Genomic DNA, 17460 nt, shown 5'->3' on the forward strand with positions numbered 1-17460 from the left:
GGAGAGGGCGTCTATCGGGAGGCTGGGCATGGACGGGCAGTGCTTTCAAAAGGTTGGGAGCGTTGTTCGCGCAGGACAACCATAGCAAAATTGCGCGACATCCTCCAGTCTCTGCAATATAATGAGAATCATTGTCATTCATATCGCCGGATCGCTCCTTGTCTGCCTTGCTTTTTCCTTCGAATGACGCCGCCCTGGCCGCCAGCCTGTTCACGGGCCACCAGGGCTGGCTGCTGCAGCGCCTGCTGTTGCGCTTGCGTAACCGGGCGGAAGCGGAAGATGTGGCGTCGGAAACCTTTGTGCGCGTGCTGCATGCGGGGCGCCTGGCCGCCATCCGCGAGCCGCGCGCCTACCTGACGACGGTGGCGAAAAGCATCTTGCTGCAGCAGTGGCGGCGGCGCGATATCGAGCAGGCGTATATCGCGACTCTGGCCCAGCTGCCGGACGCCGTGCATCCGTCGCCGGAAGAGCGCGCCGTGCTGCTCGAAGCGCTGGAGCGCCTGTCGCGCGCGCTCGACACCCTGTCCGTCAAGGCGCGCCGCGCCTTCCTGATGAGCCAGCTCGACGGCCTCACGTATGCGCAGATCGCCGATGAACTGGGCGTGTCGGCCAGCATGGTGCGCCAGTACATGGCGCAAGGCTTGCGCTGCTGCCTGGCCGCCGCGGACGCGGCATGAGCGTTTCCGCATTGATGCCTGTCCCTTCCGTACAGGATGCCGCCATCGGCTGGCTGGTCGAGCTCAGTTCGGGCGAGGCCGATGCGGACCAGCACCAGGCGTTTGCGCGCTGGCTGGCGGCCGATGCGCGCCATGCGGCCGCCTGGCGCACCCTGGGGCAAGCCGTGGAACGCAGCGTCGGCCCGTTGCAGGGGGCGGGCGGGGCGGGGACCGTCGGACAGACTTTGGTCCTCGCCGCGCTGCACGACAGGCAGCGGCGCCAGCTGCTGCAGGGCGCCCTGTGCCTGGCGGGCGCGGCCTTCGGCGGCGCCTGGCTGCTGCGCGGCAGTCCTTTCTTGCCGGACTGGAGTGCCGACCTGCATACGGCCACGGCCGCGCGGGGCCGCTTTGCGCTGGCCGACGGCAGCGTGCTGACCCTCGATGCCCGTTCCTCGGCCGACACGGATGTCGGCCGAGGACACCGGCAAGCCACCTTGCGCCAGGGCCAGCTGCTGGCGCGCGTGGCGGCGGGCTCTTCCCCCTTCTTGTTGCGCAGCAAGCACGGCACGGTGGCGGCGCAGGGCGGCGCGCTGATGCTGCGGCGCGAAGAACGGGGCACCGTGGCGCTGGCCGTGCATGGCGACGTGGAAGTGCGCCCCGCCGGCAACGGCTTGGCGCGCGTGCTGCGCCAGGGCCAGGCGGCGTGTTTCGACGGGGAACGCCTGCGCCTGCTGCCGGAGCTGGCGGCAAGCCAGGCGACGGCGTGGGAGCAGGGCATGCTGGTGGCCGTCGACCAGCCGCTGGGCGACCTCGTGGCCGCCTTGCGGCCCTACCGCCACGGCTACCTCGACATCACGCCGGCCGCCGCCGCGCTGCGCGTGTCCGGCAATTACTCGCTCGACGACAGCGGCGCCACCCTGCTGGCGCTGGCGGAAACCCTGCCGGTCACTTTGCGGCAAGGTCCCGGCGGCTGGTGGTCCGGCATTGATCTGAAACACGGCTGATTTATTTTGCGTCGGCACTGTCACTTTTGGCGCGCCGCGGCTCATACCTGGTGTAGCACCACTTTTCCTTCACCACCAAGATAGAGTCCCAGCATGCCACCATTGTTGATGCGCCAGATTCCCCTGGCTGTACTGTTACTTTCCTGCGCCGCGCCCGCCGTCCTGGCGCAGATGCCCTCCGTGCAAACCGCGCCTGCCACCATGCGCTACGACGTGCCCGTTCAGCCGTTGAACGCGAGCCTGATTGCAATTGCCAGCCGTGGCGGCGTGCGCATTTCCATCGATGCGGAACTGGCGCGCGGCGTCAGCGCCGCCCCCGTGCAGGGCGATTTCACGGCGGAACAGGCGTTGCGCCGCGCCTTGCAGGGCACGCAGCTGGCCTTGCTGAAGACGGACAGCGGTGTCTATACCGTGCAACGCGCAGTGCAGGCCGCCGCCCAGCCCGAGGCCACCATGCCGGAAGTGCTGATCACCACCAATTACCTGGGCCAGGTGACGGAAGACACGGGTTCCTACACGACGGGCGCCGTCAGCACGGCCAACCGTCTGGTGCTGTCGCCGCGCGAAACGCCGCATGCGATCAGCGTCGTCACCCGCCAGCAGATGGACGATTTCGGCCTGGTGCAGCTGAGCGAAGTGCTGAACCATACGCCGGGCGTGTACGTGCAGCACATCGACAGCGAACGCACGATCTACTATGCGCGCGGCTTTTCGCTCGACAATTTCAGCTACGACGGCTTGCCGTGGACGCGCGACGCGTCCTTGAACCTGGGCGAATCGCTGGCCAATATGGACCTGTACGACCGGGTCGAAGTGCTGAAGGGCGCGAACGCGCTGATGAGCGGCGCCGGCACGCCGGGCGCCACCGTCAACCTGATCCGCAAGAAGCCCACGCGCGAACTGCGCGCGCTGGCCGACCTGTCGGCGGGATCGTGGAGCAACTACCGCGCCATGGTTGACGTGGGCGGCCCCTTGAACGACAGCGGCAGCGTGCGCGCGCGCGCCGTGGCTTCGTACCAGGACAAGCACTCGTTCGTCGACCGCTACCAGCGCCGTTCAGAATTCGCGTATGGCACCGTGGAAGCGGACCTGTCGCCGCGCACCTTGCTGACCGTGGGCGCCGACTACCAGCACACGGTGCCGCGCAACAGCGACTGGGGCGGCGCACCGCTGTTCGACGCGGACGGCAAGCGTTTTACCATGCCCCGTTCGTTCAACGGCGCGCCCACCTGGAGCACGCAGCAGACGGAAGCCAAATCCGTCTTTGCCTCGCTCGAACACAGTTTCGACAACGGCTGGATGGCCAATCTGCGCCTGATCCACCAGGCCAACGCCCTGTACGCGCCCGTCGCCTACCTGGACAGCTTCCCGAAGGCAGACGGCAGCGGCACCGCCGTCACGGCACGCCAGTACAACAGCGACGCCACCAGCAATGGCCTGGACGTGTACGCGAAGGGCCCGTTCACCTTGCTCGGCCGCACGCATGAACTGGTGGTGGGCGCGAACGCCTACCGCAAGCAGTCGGACGACGTCTTCAGCCCGTATTCCTTCATCAAGGTCGACAATATCTATACCTACCGGGGCGAGGTGCCGGAGCCAACGTGGGTGCTGGACACGGCGCGCGAAGTCATCCGCCAGAAGGCCGTGTACGCGACGGGCCGGTTTTCGCTGCCGCAGGGCGTGCACGTGATCCTCGGCGGGCGTTTGTCCTCGTATGAAAACCCCACGGCCGACATCGACGAATCGTCGGTCTTCACGCCATACGCGGGCCTGACCTGGGATTTCGCGCCCAACCTGACGGCGTTTGCCAGCTACAGCGATATCTTCAGCCCGCAAAACAGCCGCGACGTGAACAACCGGACGCTGGACCCCGTGCTGGGCAAGAATATCGAGGCGGGCGTGAAGGGCGTGTTCCTGAACGGCCGCCTGAATGCCAGCGCGGCCGCCTTCGAGGTGCGCCAGGATAACTACGCCGAATCGGTCGACGAGGTCAACAGGGTGACGGGCATGGATGCCTACCGCGCCATCGACGGCGTGCGCTCGCGCGGCGTGGAGCTGGAAGTGTCGGGCCAGCTGATGCCGGGCTGGCAGCTGCAGGCCGGCTACACGCACAAGGTGGCGCGCGACGCCGGCGGCAAGGTCAATACCCTGGCGCCGGAAGACCAGCTGAGTCTGTACAGCACCTGGCAGCCCTTGCCGCGCCTGACGGTGGGCGGCGGCGCCCGCTGGCAATCGCGCACCTGGCAGCAAACCCGGGCCGTGCGCGGCGGCCTGACCACCGTACATCAGGGTTCCTACGCCGTGTTCGACGCCATGGCGCGCTACCAGATCTCCGACCGCCTGGCCTTGTCCCTCAACTTCAACAACCTGACGGACCGCAGCTACTACGGCATCAGCACGGGCCGCCGCGTCAGCTACGGCGACCCGCGCAATGCGATGCTGAGTTTGAACTACCGCTACTGATTGATCCGGATGTCGCGCAAACCGGGCGCTGGTCGCCCGGTTTGCATGGCCATCAGAAGCGGTACGTCAAGGTCCCGCGCACGCTGCGCGGCATGCCGTACGTGCCTTGCGCGTAGGTGTTGATGTTGATGTAGCGCGTGTCCAGCGCATTTTCCACGTTCAGCTGCGCCAGCAGCTGGCGTGACAGTTGCCAGGCAGCCATCAGGCTGACGGTGCTGTAGGCGTCCTGCGTGACCCGTTCCGTGCCGCGCGGGCCTTCGCCGTCATAGTAGAACTTGCTTTGCCAGTTGACGCCGCCGCCCACGGTGACGTCGTGGCGTACTTTCCAGGTGGCGAACAGGCGCGCCGTCGAGCGGGGCGAGAGGCTGTTGATGTCTTGCCCGTCGCGGTCCCTGGCGCGGAAATGGCTGGCGCTGGCCGTCATGTTCCAGCCCGGCGCCAGGTGGCCCGACAATTCTCCCTCGATGCCGCGGCTGGTGGCGCCGCGCGCCGCGACATAGGCCTGCGTGGTGGTGCCGGGCACCCGGCGGGCGCCGTCAGGCTGGGCCAATTTATCCTGCCTGATCTCGAAGATGCCGACGGCAGCGTTGGCCTGGCCGCCCGCCAATTCTCCCTTCACGCCGACTTCCATGCTCTGGCCCGTCAACGGGTCCAGCCAGGCGCCCGCGCGGTCCTGGTTTTCCTGCGGACGGAAGATGTCCGTGTAGCTGGCGTATGCGGAATACGTATCGTCCAGGTCCACCACCACGCCCGCATACGGCACGAACTTGCTCTTGGCAAAGGCGAAGCGCGCGCTGCCGTCAAAGCCGATGCGGTCCTTGTCCCAGCGCGTCAAGCGCCCGCCGAGTATCACTTTCGTGTTGTCGGCCAGATTCAGGCGGGCTGCGCCATACGCGCCATACTGCGTAGTCGTGTACTTTTCCGACAGCACGGGTTCGCCCCAGGCCGGCTGCGGGTAGCTGCCATCCCAGGCGAGGAAATTGCCGATGTCTGCGGGGTCCAGCGCTTCCTTGACCTTGAATTCGGCGTGCTGCAGCGTGTAGTTGGCGCCGGCGATGATTTCATGCGCGCGTCCGCCCAGGCTGAACGGTCCCGAGATTTTCACGTCCGCGCTGCTCTGGTCGCGCTGGCCGATGTAGCGGTTCGGATAGCCCAGCATGCCCAGGCCCGTGACCCTGTCCGGCCATTCGGCCAGGAAGACCAGGGGCGTGTCTTCCGTGTGCTTGCTGTACATGGCTTGCGCCTGCGCCTTCCAGCCCTGGCCCAGCGCGTGCTCCAGGGTGGCGTGCACGTTGGTCTGCTGCGTGGCCCAGGCGGCCCAGCGGGGCGCCGTCGTGACGGAACGGTCGAAATGGGTGCGCGTGCCGTCGCCGTACCACAGGGGGAAGCCGCCCCAGTTGCTGCCTTTCGGATCGTTCTTCTGGTAGCTGGCGCCCAGCGTGGCCACCGTGCCGGGCGCCAGGTCCGCCTCGACGGTGGTGTAGACGAGCTGGCGCTGGTTCGAATAGCCATTGGTAAACGACTTGCGGTCTTGCCAGGCGCCGGCCACCCGGCCGCGCACGGAGCCGTCTTCGCTCAGCGGCGTGGCGAGGTCGGCCGTGCCCCGGTAGTCGCTCCACGATCCGGCCGCCAGCGACAGCTGCCCCTCGAATTGTTTTGCGCTGGCCCGTTTGCGCACCAGGTTGATCGAGGCGGACGGGTAGCCGGCGCCTGTCAGCAGGCCCGTGGCGCCGCGCGTCACCTCCACCCGGTCGTAGATCAGCGCATCCATCTCCGATTCGCCGCCCGAATACTGCACCTTGTACGTGGTGGGCACGCCGTCGTACTGGAAATTGTCGACCTCGAAGCCGCGCGCGGAAAACGTGCTGCGTTCCGTGTCGAACTGGTTGACGGCGATGCCGGGCGTGTTGCGCAGCACCTCGCGCACCGTCTGCAAATCCTGATCTTCCATGCGCTGGCGCGTGATGACGCTGACCGATTGGGGCGTCTCGCGCAGCGACAGCACCAGTCCCGTGGCGGTGGCCGTGGCCGGGGTGGTATACGATCCCGTGCCTTCCGTGCTGGCGTCGCGCTGGGCCGTGGCGCGCACGGCGATGCCGGGCAGGGTGGCGGCATCGGCGGCGGACGGCGACGGGCGCACGGCATAGTTGCCGCCACCGTGGTCGACGGCGACCAGGCCGCTGCCAGCCAGCAGGCGGGCGAAGCCGTCTGCCACGGTATAGCTGCCATGCAAGCCGTGGCTGCGTAAGCCCGCGTACAGGCTGGCGGCGCCGGAGATGCTGACCCCCGCGTCGGCCGCGAACGCGGACAGGGCAGTGCCGAGGGGGCCGGGTGCCACCTGGTAGTGGCGCGCGGCAGCCTGCTGCAGCGGCTGTGCCTGCGCGCCCGGCGCCAGGGCCAGGCTGCCCAGCAGAGCCAGAGTGATGCCGGTAGTGCGGTAGTGCTTCATTGCTTGTTTCCCTTCGTTCATGTGTTGGTCCTGTGTGGATTGACGGGGCACATGTCGGAAAGGGACATCATTTTTCAAATTTTTATGCGGGGCCGACCGACGTCCACCAGCGGCCGTGGCGCCGCACGCGCACGGGCAGCGACGCCTGCAGCAAGTCCAGCAGCGCATCCGTGTCGCGCAGCTGGTACACGCCTGTCACGCGCAGCCGCGCGACGGCCGGATCGCAGCGCACGACGCCATGGCGGTAGCGGCCCAGCTGGGCCAATACCTGGGCCAGCGGCGTGGCGTCCGCGTACAGCAGGCCCTTGAGCCAGGCATCGGCATGCGGCGCCAGCGGCTGCGGCGCGCTGACGGCCGCGGCGTTGAAGCTGGCTTGCCAGCCCGCCCGCAGCATCACGGCCGGCGCGTGGGCGGGCCGCACTTCCACGGCGCCCTGCGACACGGCCACGTGGCTGCGCGCCGCCAGCAGGCTGGCGTCGTGGCGCACCGTGAAGCGCGTGCCGATGGCGCGCACGCTGCCGTTGCTGGTGCGCACGATGAAGGGACGCTGGCGCGCGTCGGGGCTGGTCGCCACGTGCAGTTCGCCGGCGCGCAGTTCGACCAGGCGCAGCGCATCGCTGAAGACGATATCGGCGGCGCTGGCCGTGTTCAGGCTCAGTGCGCTGCCATCGGCCAGGGTGAGGTGGCGGATTTCGCCCGTCGCCGTGTGCAGTCCGGCCGACCATTGCCGCCATGGCGCCAGTTCCAGCATGGTCCAGCCGGCCGGCCCGGCAACGATCAGCAAGGCCAGGGTTTTCAGGGCGGCGCGGCGCCGGGCGCCGGCCGGGCGGTCCAGCACGGGCATGGCCAGGGTCGTGGCCAGCGGCGCGGGCAGCATGCCGAAGGTGCGGCAGACGTGCTCGGCACGTTGCCAGGCCGTTTCGTGATCGGGGTGGGCGGCGCGCCAGCGGGCCAGCGCCTGCAGCGCGGGCGCGTCGAGTTCGCCCCCTTGCAGGCGCATCATCCAGTGCGCCGCCTCGCGCGCGGCGCGCGCGCCGATGGCCGCGCTCATGCCGCCAGCAGTATGCATTGCGTCAACGCCTGCACCATGTAGCGCTTGACCGTGCGCTCGCTGATGGCCAGGCGCGCGGCGATGTCCGCATAGGCCAGGCCTTCCAGCTGCGACAGCAGGAAGGCCGTGCGCACCCTGGCGCCCAGGCCGTCGAGCATGGCGTCGATCTGGTGCAGGGTTTCCAGGATCAGCAAGCGCTCTTCCGCCGATGGCGTGACGGGCGCGGGCAGCTGCGCCAGGGTGGCCAGCCACGCCTGCTCCAGCGACTGGCGGCGGTAATGGTCGATCAGCAGGCGCCGCGCCACCGTTGTCAGGTAGGCACGCGGTGCGCGCAGGCTGGCGGCCCGTTCGTCCGGCGTGGCCAGCAGTTTGACGAAGGTATCCTGCGCCAGGTCGGCTGCGTGGTCCGTGCACGACAGCTTGCCGCGCAGCCAGCGCAGCAGCCACGGATGGTGGTCGCCATACAGCTGGCTCAGGGAAGACGGGTCTCGGGGCTCGGCGGCAGGGGCTACGGCAGACGTCACGGCACACTCCAGGTTGGCGCTGAAGTCCTCCATGCCGCTGGGAGAGGGCGCGTGCAGGTGCTTCTTGAATGCGAATGGTTCTCATTTTACATTGACATGCCTGAATGTCAATGTGTGGCGGCAGCCGCTGCCGTCAGCTGGCCTGGCGCCGCTGCGCATAGCTGCGGCAATGCTCCAGGTAGCCCGTCTCGTGGCTGGCGATCAGCTGCAGCACGCTGTTCCACAGCCAGGGAGGAATCGGATTGCCGTTGTGGCGGTCCGTCTGCAGTTCCTTGATCCAGTGCATGCCCGTCGACCAGTCCATCTGCCGCGCGTGCGCGCAGCCGACAACATATGCCAGGTAGCTGGCCGTGCTGGCCGCGTCTTCCACGCTGAGCTCGTCGATTTCCAGCTTCAGGTCTTGCGGCAGCAGTTCGCGCACGAAGATGCCGCGGCCCAGGAAGCGCTGCGGCATGGTGCGTTCGCCCAGGGCCGGCGACATGTGGCGCGCGCCGGCCACCACGCGTTTGGCGTTGTCGCGCGGCATGCTGGCATGCGCATAGCGCACGGAGGTGGCTTGCACGGCTTCCTTGATGTCGATCAGGCAGTATTCGCCGTCGCCCAGGCCCAGCAGCACGGCATAGCGCAGCAAGCCCAGCGAACTGCAGCCCTTGACCCAGTAGGCGGCGTCGATGACTTCCAGTTTCACCTTCTTGCTGCGCGACTTCAGGCGCGTCACCAGCGCCCGCAAGTCCGACGAGTCGCACAGGGCGGCGATGGCTTTCTTTTCTTCCTTGGAAATGGGCCAGAAGTTGCGGCCCATGGGAATGATGGGCCGCGTTTCCAGGAAACGCTCCTCGGCCAGTTCCTTCCACGAGCGCTGCACGGCGCCGCGCAAGGCCGTGCGCACGACGGCGGGGCGGGGCAGGGCGACTTGCAATTCGCCGGGCAGGAAGGCAAAGGCGTAGCCGTCGAGCAAGTGCTGCAGCATGCTGGCCGTCACCACCCCGGGCAGGGACGAGCCGCGCGCGGCCGTCGCCAGCGACAGGGCCAGGCGTACCAGGTCGTGCGCGGGATTGCCGATCACGCTCTGGTCGAAGTCGCGGATCTGCATTTCCACGCTGCCGTCCGCGCCAGCCAGCGGACCCAGGTTGCCCAGGTGGCAGTCGCCGCAGATCCAGATGGGCGGTCCTTCGGGCAGGCTGTGGCCTGGCTGCGCCTGCAGCCATTCGTAATACTGCGCCGTATTGCCGCGTACATAAGCATGGGGCGAGCGGGCCATTTTTTCATCGCGGCGGTCCAGCAGCAGCTGGCGGCGTTGATCCGGGGCGGGCAATCTGGGCAAGGTGCGTTCCTTTTGGTAAGTTTCCTCCATACTATGCCTGTATGCATTATTTCGCCGTGAAATGCTTAACAGAGCGACAACTTCACCTGGATTAAGCTGTCACTATCTTTTATTTTTTGGAAAACAACATGGATTTGAGCCAGCACGCCGCCGTCGTCAACTGCGAAGCCTACCGCGACGGCAGGAAGATCGCGCACTTCGATATCGACAAGGTGGGCGACTTTCTCGACGACCCCGCCTGCTTCGTGTGGATCGGCCTGGCCGGCCCCGACACGGCCGCCATGCAGGCGCTGCAGTCGGCCTTCGGCTTGCACGAACTGGCCGTCGAAGATGCGGAAGGGGCGCACGAGCGGCCCAAGCTGGAGGAATATGGCGATACGCTGTTCATGGTCCTGCACACGGCCAGCCTGGACGGCGAGGCCATCGTCTACGGCGAAACCCATGTCTTCCTTGGCTGCCGCTTCATCATCACCGTGCGCCACGGCCCGTCCGCCGGCTACGCGAAACTGCGCGAGCGCAAGGAAAGCGTGCCGGAGAAACTCGCCAGCGGTCCCGGCTACGTGCTGTATTCCATCATCGATTTCATCGTCGACCAGTACCAGCCCTGCATCGACCATTTGCAGGCGAAGTTCCAGCAATATGAGCTGGCGCTGTTCAAGCCCAGCCTGTCCGAAGACAAGCTGCAGGATTTCTACCAGCTCAAGACGGAACTGCTGAAGCTGGACGCGGCCGTCAACCCGCTGCATGAAATCTGCACCCAGCTGATCCGCTTCCATGGCGATATCGTGCCCAAGGAAAACCGCATCTATTACCGCGACATTCTCGATCACGTGAAACGGGTGACGCACACGGCCAACCAGATGCGCGAGCTGGTCAATTCCGCCATGCAGGTGGCGCTGGGGCAGATTTCCATCCGCCAGAACGAAGTGGTCAAGCGCCTGGCCGCCTGGGCCGCCATCCTGGCCGTGCCCACCATGGTCTTCAGCCTGTACGGCATGAACTTCGAATTCATGCCGGAGCTGAAATGGCGCGGCAGTTATCCCGCCGTGATCGTCGTCATCATCGCCGGCTGCTACTGGCTGCACCGGCGCCTGAAGCGCGAAGGCTGGCTGTGACAGACAACCGCCCGCCGGCATGCAAACATTGGAGAGTATTGCCGCAAAATTAGCTGCTACGATGAAGTTGTAGCGTCGAAGGCTGCTGCCAGACCTCCTTGGCGCGGATACCGTTTCCTGCTGGCGCCGCCACCCCAGAGGCGCCAGCCCGGACGACGGCGCGTATCCGGCGCCACAAGGCTCCTGGTTTCCAGGAGCCTTTTTTTGCCTGTTACGCTTCCACCGCCCTTGCCGCTTCGAGGATCAGCGCCGCCACTTCGGCGGGACGCGAGGCCAGCGAGGCGTGGCTGGCGTCCAGGGTGATGACCTTGCGCGCTTGCAGGCGCGCCGCCATGCGTTCCTGGTTGACGGGAGAAATCATGCGGTCGGCGCTGGAAATCTGGTACCAGCTGGGCTTGTGCCGCCAGGCCGGATCGCCGACCGTGTCGCCAAAGGTGCTGGCCAGCGGCGCCTTCTGTACCACGCCCAGCACGGCGCCTTCTTCCGCGTCGAGGTCCTGGCAAAAGCTTTCATGGTATTTGTCGGGTTTGACCCACAGGTAGCCGTCGCTGTCGCCTTCCAGGTTGGGCACGCCGATGGGCGGGTGCTCCTGCGTGAGGCTGCCCGGACTTTCGCCGGCGTCGGGCGCGAAGGCCGCGATGTACACGAGGCCGGCCACGTTCGGCGCGTTGCCGGCCACGCTGATGACGGCGCCGCCGTAGGAGTGGCCCACCAGCAGCACGGGGCCCGGCACCTGCGCCACCATCTTGCGCGTGCGTTCCGCATCGTCGGCCAGCGACGTCAGGGGCAGTTCGACGGCGCGGATGGCCGTGCGGCCTTCGCGCCGCAAGGCGAGGATGACGCGGCTCCAGTGGGCGGCGCCGCCCCAGAAACCGTGGACGAGGACGATCGTGGCTTGCTTGCTCATGCGGATACTCCTTTGGCAAGGGAGACGGCGAAGACCGCGCAGCTTGCCGGGAGACAGCGGCGCGGCGGTCAGGTGCGCATCCATTGTAATCCCGCGCGCTGGCCGCGGCATCGTCCTAGTTGTCCCAACGCATGGCCTCGATGGCGTCCACCACGGTACTCTCGTATTCGATGAAGAAATCGCTGTGGAAGCCGTCGCGCAGCACCAGGTGGCTGCTGCCGGGCAGGGCGGCCGCCAGGCGTTCGCCGTCGGCCAGGCGCAGCGGGCGGATGAAGTCCAGCGTTGCTTGCGCCTGGGCCAGCACGGCAGGATCGGACTGCGGCGTGAGCCATGGAAACAGGTTGCGCAAGCTGCCTGGATCGACGGTGATGACCAGCGCCGGCGCGCGCACGCGGCGGTAGTCGGGTGAAAAATTGTGCGCGGCCATGTCCATGGCCCTGGCGATGGCGGGCGGGGTATTCGGCCGCACGGCGCCGCCGGGCAGCACGTCCAGGCTGTCGCGCCAGTTCGCTTCCAGCGCCGGCCACCACTGCTTGGCGAGGCGCTTGGCATAGGCGATCGAGGCGGCCATCGACGCCAGGTCGGCCGGGCCGGGCTGCGGTTCGTCGAGGGGCGAGGCTTCGGCTTCCTCGTAGCCGCCGAGGGCCAGGTAATCCCAGGTCGTGTCCAGGTAGGCGAGTCCCCGCACGCGCTGCGGGTGGCTGCCGGCGAACAGCGTCAGTTCGTTGCCTGCGATCGAATGACCGGCCAGGATGATGCGCTTGACTTGCAGGGCGTCGAGCACGGCCAGCAGGTCGGCCACCAGGGTGGCGGGGGCGTAGCTGGCATCGCCGGCGCCGCTGGCGGGCAGCGGCTTGCCGGACGCGCCATAGCCGCGCCGCGTGATGGCCAGCACGCGGTGGCGGCGCGCCAGGGCGGGCGCCAGGCTGTCGAAGGCATGCGCATTGGCGCCCAGGCCCGCCAGCAGGACGATCACGTCAGCGCTGCCGCCCCGCGCGCATGGCCAGTCGCGCACGTGCAGGCTGACGCCGGGAGCGGCGCCGATCTGCCGGTCCGTGACGGTGGCGGTGCGCGCTCCGCCGCCGCAGGCGGAAAGCGCGGCCAGGGCCGTGATGCCCAGCAATACATGCCTGCGGGCGTGGAAATGCGGTGTCTTGTCGTCAGGCTGGTGCATGGCGTGTTCCTTGTCGGGTGGTGATGGCTGCCAGTATCGGCGGCGCGCATGAAGCGCGGCTGAGCGGGGCGTGAAGATCGCCTGAAGAAAAGACTTTGACAAATTTTCCAGAACTGGATAATCTGTCTGAATGAAAAAACCTGCCGCACCACCCGCCGCCACGCGCAATGCCGAACAAGCCCTGCTGCTCGACCAGCTCAAGCAGGTGGCCGATGGCCTGGCGCGCACCTTCGCGCCATTTTGCGAAGTGGTGGTGCACGACTTGCTGGCGCCCGAACACGCGGTGCTGGCCATCCACAACAATCTGTCGGGACGGGCCGTGGGCCAGCCGGCCACGGAACTGGGCCTGGCGCGCATCCTCGACCCGGACTTTGCCCAGGTGGTGGCCAATTATCCCAATAAATTTGCCGATGGCCGGCAAGCCAAGAGCACCTCGATCGGCATCAAGGATGGCGACGGCAAGTACATCGCGGCCCTGTGCCTGAACGTGGACCTGACCCTGTTCCAGAGTTTTCAAAGCGCGATGAACCAGTTCGTGGCCGTCGACGCTGGCGCCGCGCCGCGCGAGTCGCTGGACCCGGCGGGCGCCGACGCCATCCGCGCCCGCATCGACCAGTTCGCGGCGCGCTTGGCCGCCTCGCCGCGCACCCTGAAAACCCCGGCGCGCCGCGAACTGCTGCGGCAATTGCGCGCGGCCGGCCTGCTCGACGTGCGGCGCGCCATGGAAATCATCGCCGAACACCTGGGCGTGTCGCGCGCCGCCGTCTACACCTATGCCCGGTAAGCGCATGCATGCTTCGCCTGATACCCCTCCGTCGGCGGCGCGCCTGCTGCTGCTTGACGCTGCCGCCGTCGCCCTCCACCTGCAGGCCGACGCTGTGCTGGCCGCCGTGCGCGACGCCTTCGTGCTGCACAGCCGCCAGCAGGGCCGCGTGTTTCCCGTCATCCGCGAAACGCTGGCGACGGGCGGCGTGTTCGGCATCAAGGCGGGCGACGTGCCGGCCGAGAACCTGCTGGGCTTCAAGGCGGCCGGCTTCTGGCCTGCCAACAGCGCCGCGGGCGGCGAGCCGCACCAGGCCACCATCATGCTGCTCGATCCGGCCACGGGACGGCCCGTGTGCATCATCGACGGCAATGCCATCACCACGGCGCGCACGGGCGCGGCGGGCGCCCTGGGCTTGCGGCAGCTGGCGCGGCCCGACAGCGCAAGCCTGTGCGTATTCGGCACGGGCGTGCAGGCCAGGGCGCAGGCCGAATATGCGCTGCGCGTGCTGCCGCATCTGCGCCAGCTGCGCTATGTCAGTTCGAATGGCCAGCCGCATGCCGCCTTCGAGGCCGTTTTTGACGGCCGCATCGCCATCGCCCATGTCCCCGACGCGGATGCGGCCGTCGCCGCCAGCGACGTGGTGATCACGGCCACGCCGGGACGCGGTCCTTTGTTCGGCGCGGGCGCCGTGCGGCCGGGCACCCACATCAACGCCATCGGCGCCGACACGCGCGGCAAGCGCGAACTGCCGGAGGGCTTGCTGGCGCTGGCGCGCCTGGTGGTCGACGACGTGGCGCAGGCGCGCAGCATCGGCGAAGCGCAATGGGCGCCGGACACTCCCTGCCAGACCCTGGGCGACTTGCTCGACGGGCGCGCGGCGCCGGCGCGGTCCGCCAGCGACATCACCGTGCTCGATCTGACGGGCCTGGCATTGCAAGACCTGACGGTGGCGCGCCTGATTTACCGGCAGGCGCTGGCGGCCGGCAGCGGCATCGACATTTCCTGGCCGTGGCAGGGCCATTCCTGACTTTTTGAAAGGCACACAGCATGCAGAACCTGACACTTCCCACCTATGCCGACGTGGTGGCCGCCGCCGGCCGCATCGCCGGCCATGCCCACAGGACGCCCGTCATCACCTCGCGCACCGTCGACGCGGAGTTCGGCGCCCAGGTCTTCTTCAAGTGCGAGAACCTGCAGCGCATGGGCGCCTTCAAGTTCCGCGGTGCCTACAATGCGCTGTCGCAGTTCGACGCGCAGCAGCGCCGCGCCGGCGTGGTGGCTTTCTCGTCGGGCAACCACGCCCAGGCGATCGCGCTGTCGGCCCAGCTGCTGGGCATCCCCGCCACCATCATCATGCCGCAGGATGCGCCTGCCGCGAAAATCGCCGCCACGCGCGGCTACGGCGGCAAGGTGGTGCTGTATGACCGCTATACCGAGGACCGCGAGCAGATCGGCCGCGAGCTGGCGCAGCGGCAGGGCATGACCCTGATACCGCCGTACGACCATGCGCACGTGATCGCCGGCCAGGGCACGGCCGCCAAGGAACTGTTCGAGGAAGCGGGACAACTCGATGCCTTCTTCGTGTGCCTGGGCGGCGGCGGCCTGCTGGCCGGTTCGGCCCTCTCCACGCGCGCGCTGTCACCCGCCTGCAAGCTGTATGGGGTGGAGCCGGAGGCGGGCAACGATGGCCAGCAATCGTTCCGTTCGGGGCAGATCGTGCACATCGACACGCCCAAGACCATCGCCGACGGCGCGCAGACGCAGCACCTGGGCAGCATCACCTTCCCCATCATCCGGCGCGACGTCGACGACGTGCTGACGGTCAGCGATGCGCAGCTGGTCGAGCGCATGGCCTTTGCCGCCGCGCGCATGAAGCTGGTGATCGAGCCGACGGGATGCCTGGGTTTCGCTGCCGCCCTGCAGATGAAGGCGCAGCTGCGCGGCCAGCGCGTGGGCATCCTGATCAGCGGCGGCAACGTCGACATGCCACGCTTTTGCGCATTGCTGGGAAGCGCATAATTTGCGTGCAGGCGGCCAGGGCCCACCTTACAATGGGCGATCCCCCATTGTGATGGAAAGGTGCCACTGATGAAGCCAGCCCTGTTTGCATTGCCGTTTGCCCTGGCGCTGGCCGCGCCACCCGTCCTGGCTGCTGGAGCGGGCACGCCGCTGCCGGGCCTGGGCGCCGATTTGGGCCAGGTATCCGTCTCCGGCCTGTCGTCGGGCGCCTTCATGGCGGCGCAGATCGCCACCGCGTACTCTTCCATGTTCAAGGGCGTGGGCATCATCGCCGGCGGACCGTACGACTGCGCCTCGACCTATCCCGCGCAATCGCCGCTGGTGAATGCGAGCACGGTCTGCATGCAGCCCGCGTCGCCATCGGCAGGGCCGGATGCGGTCGTGTCCTGGCGCAGCGCCCAGCGCCGGGCGCAGGAGGGCCAGATCGATGCGGTAGCCAACCTGGCGCGCCAGCGCGTGTATCTGTTCAGCGGTGCGGCGGACCCGGTGGTGAAGACCACGGTGGTGAACCAGGCGGAAAAATTCTATCTGCTGGCTGGCGTGCCCCTGTCCGCCATCCGCTATGTGAAAAACCTCGCGGCGGGCCATGCCATACTGACGGCGCGCGCCGACGACAGTCCATGCGGCGAAACGCGCGCTCCCTACATGAATAATTGCGGTTTCACCCAGGCGGCGGAATTGCTGCAGCACCTGGCCGGCCCCGGGGCCAAACCGGCGGCCATGGGCGCGCTGACGGGACAGATCATCCAGTTCGACCAGCATGAATTCATCCAGGGCCTGCGCAGCAGCATGGATGACAAGGCGTATGCCTACGTTCCCGCTGCCTGCCGCGAGCAGTCCTGCGCCGTGCACGTGGTGTTCCATGGCTGCCAGCAGGGCGCGTCTCAGGTGGGCGAGCGATTCTACGGGCATGCGGGCTATAACGAATATGCGGACACCAACAGGATGATCGTGCTGTACCCGCAAGTGCGTCCGTCCGGCGTCATTCCACCCAATCCCAAGGGCTGCTGGGATTTCTGGGGCTATTCCGGCGAAGACCAGCGCCGGCCCGATTTCCAGACGCGCGGCGCGCCGCAGATGGCGGCGGTGATGGCCATGCTGAAGCGCCTGGGCCAGCCGCGCGCCACGGCGCCGTAGGCGCGGCTGGCCTCAGTGCGACACCAGCACCGGCACCGTCATGTCCTGCAGCACCGTGCGCGTGACGCCGCCCAGCAGCGCTTCGCGCAGGCGCATGTGGCCGTAGCAGCCCATGACCAGCAAGTCGCACTGGCGCTGCGCGGCCATGGCCAGCAGGACAGTGCCCACGTCCTGGCCCGGCGGCGTGTCATGCTGCAGCACCTCGACGTTGATGGCGTGGCGCGCCAGATACAGGGCCAGGTCGGCGCCCGGCTGCTCGCCGTGCGTGGCGCTCTGCTGGTATGAATTGACGACGGCCAGCGTCACCTGCTGCGCGCGTTGCAGCAGCGGCAGCGCATCGGTGATGGCGCGCAGGGCTTCGGCGCTGCCGTTCCAGGCCAGCAGCGGGTGCTGGCCGATGGCCGCAGGCGGTGTCGATGGCGCATGCGGCACCATCAGCACGGGACGGCCGCAATGCAGCATCAGGTATTGCGCCGTACCGGCGATGACGCGCGAGGGCGTGTCCTGCGCGTCCGTCTGGCCCAGGATCAGCAAGTCGCAATAGCGCGCCTGCAGCAGCAGCGCGCCTTGCGCATCGTCGTCGACGAAGCGCGTCTCGTAGGTGGCCAGTCCTTCTTCGCGGGCGATGCGCTCGAAGGCGTGCAGCGCGTCGCTGGCCTGGCCGCGCAGCGCCTGCATTTGCGCGGGCGCAAACTGCAGGGCGTTGACGCCGCCGCCATACGCATAGCGCGAAATGCCGCTCATGGCCGAGCCGATCAGGTGCGCCCCCTCGGCAACGGCCAGGCGCACGGCCAGGCGGATGCGCTGCGCGCAGTGGCGTGAATTGTCTACATGGACCAGCAGGGTAGTGTAGGGCATGGCGTTTTCCTGG

The 17460-nt window shown here is 67.7% G+C and carries 15 protein-coding genes; 8 read left to right on the top strand and 7 right to left on the bottom strand.

Translation table 11 applies throughout. From position 1 onward, the window contains the following. Window positions 1-158 precede the first annotated feature (158 nt). From ACZ92H_RS16210 to ACZ92H_RS16220, 3 genes are all read left to right on the top strand, one after another. Window positions 159-677, top strand: a complete 519-nt coding sequence (locus ACZ92H_RS16210; RefSeq protein WP_131370244.1) for a sigma-70 family RNA polymerase sigma factor — start codon at window positions 159-161, stop codon at window positions 675-677. Further along, complete coding sequence (locus tag ACZ92H_RS16215; RefSeq protein ID WP_465050163.1) at window positions 674-1660, top strand: FecR family protein; 987 nt, start codon at window positions 674-676, stop codon at window positions 1658-1660. Before ACZ92H_RS16210 ends, ACZ92H_RS16215 begins: the two co-directional genes overlap by 4 nt. A gap of 93 nt (window positions 1661-1753) precedes the next feature. Beyond that, a complete protein-coding gene (locus tag ACZ92H_RS16220) occupies window positions 1754-4123 on the top strand; it encodes a TonB-dependent siderophore receptor (protein WP_465050162.1) in 2370 nt (789 codons plus the stop codon). Between the two features lie 52 nt (window positions 4124-4175). On the opposite strand, the gene ACZ92H_RS16225 is transcribed toward ACZ92H_RS16220, so the two are convergent. The 4 genes from ACZ92H_RS16225 to ACZ92H_RS16240 form a co-directional block, all read right to left on the bottom strand. Beyond that, entirely contained in the window at window positions 4176-6593 is a 2418-nt protein-coding gene (locus ACZ92H_RS16225) for a TonB-dependent siderophore receptor (protein ID WP_465050161.1), read from the bottom strand. A gap of 61 nt (window positions 6594-6654) precedes the next feature. Further along, window positions 6655-7641 (bottom strand): FecR domain-containing protein, encoded by a 987-nt coding sequence (locus ACZ92H_RS16230; protein ID WP_465050160.1) that lies wholly within the window; start codon window positions 7639-7641, stop codon window positions 6655-6657. Further along, window positions 7620-8147 (bottom strand): sigma-70 family RNA polymerase sigma factor, encoded by a 528-nt coding sequence (locus ACZ92H_RS16235; protein WP_465050159.1) that lies wholly within the window; start codon window positions 8145-8147, stop codon window positions 7620-7622. The genes ACZ92H_RS16230 and ACZ92H_RS16235 overlap by 22 nt, the downstream gene beginning before the upstream one ends. Before the next feature lie 133 nt (window positions 8148-8280). Next, entirely contained in the window at window positions 8281-9471 is a 1191-nt protein-coding gene (locus tag ACZ92H_RS16240; protein ID WP_465050158.1) for a DUF2252 family protein, read from the bottom strand. A 128-nt stretch (window positions 9472-9599) separates the two neighbouring features. Here ACZ92H_RS16240 and ACZ92H_RS16245 point away from each other — a divergent pair, with 128 nt between their 5' ends. Next, window positions 9600-10586: a magnesium and cobalt transport protein CorA gene (locus tag ACZ92H_RS16245; protein WP_465050157.1), complete on the top strand. Its 987-nt coding sequence runs from the start codon at window positions 9600-9602 to the stop codon at window positions 10584-10586. Between the two features lie 211 nt (window positions 10587-10797). Here ACZ92H_RS16245 and ACZ92H_RS16250 read toward each other — a convergent pair whose 3' ends face one another. Both ACZ92H_RS16250 and ACZ92H_RS16255 read right to left on the bottom strand, forming a co-directional pair. Further along, window positions 10798-11493, bottom strand: a complete 696-nt coding sequence (locus tag ACZ92H_RS16250) for an alpha/beta hydrolase (protein WP_465050156.1) — start codon at window positions 11491-11493, stop codon at window positions 10798-10800. Window positions 11494-11608: 115 nt separating this feature from the next. Beyond that, on the bottom strand, window positions 11609-12667 hold the full coding sequence (locus tag ACZ92H_RS16255) for an alpha/beta hydrolase (protein WP_465050155.1): 1059 nt from the start codon (window positions 12665-12667) through the stop codon (window positions 11609-11611). 130 nt (window positions 12668-12797) lie between these two features. Here ACZ92H_RS16255 and ACZ92H_RS16260 point away from each other — a divergent pair, with 130 nt between their 5' ends. From ACZ92H_RS16260 to ACZ92H_RS16275, 4 genes are all read left to right on the top strand, one after another. Beyond that, entirely contained in the window at window positions 12798-13451 is a 654-nt protein-coding gene (locus ACZ92H_RS16260) for a helix-turn-helix transcriptional regulator (protein ID WP_131370209.1), read from the top strand. Between the two features lie 4 nt (window positions 13452-13455). Next, entirely contained in the window at window positions 13456-14460 is a 1005-nt protein-coding gene (locus ACZ92H_RS16265; RefSeq protein ID WP_465050154.1) for an ornithine cyclodeaminase family protein, read from the top strand. Window positions 14461-14480: 20 nt separating this feature from the next. After that, window positions 14481-15452 carry a threo-3-hydroxy-L-aspartate ammonia-lyase gene (locus ACZ92H_RS16270; RefSeq protein ID WP_465050153.1) on the top strand — a complete coding sequence of 324 codons (972 nt, stop codon included), beginning with the start codon at window positions 14481-14483 and terminating at the stop codon, window positions 15450-15452. A 69-nt stretch (window positions 15453-15521) separates the two neighbouring features. Next, a complete protein-coding gene (locus tag ACZ92H_RS16275; protein WP_465050152.1) occupies window positions 15522-16589 on the top strand; it encodes an extracellular catalytic domain type 2 short-chain-length polyhydroxyalkanoate depolymerase in 1068 nt (355 codons plus the stop codon). 12 nt (window positions 16590-16601) lie between these two features. Here the strand turns inward: ACZ92H_RS16275 and ACZ92H_RS16280 are convergent, their stop codons facing one another. Then, entirely contained in the window at window positions 16602-17447 is an 846-nt protein-coding gene (locus ACZ92H_RS16280) for a universal stress protein (RefSeq protein ID WP_465050151.1), read from the bottom strand. Window positions 17448-17460: the final 13 nt, after the last annotated feature.

The sequence above is a fragment of the Janthinobacterium foliorum genome, assembly GCF_978021625.1.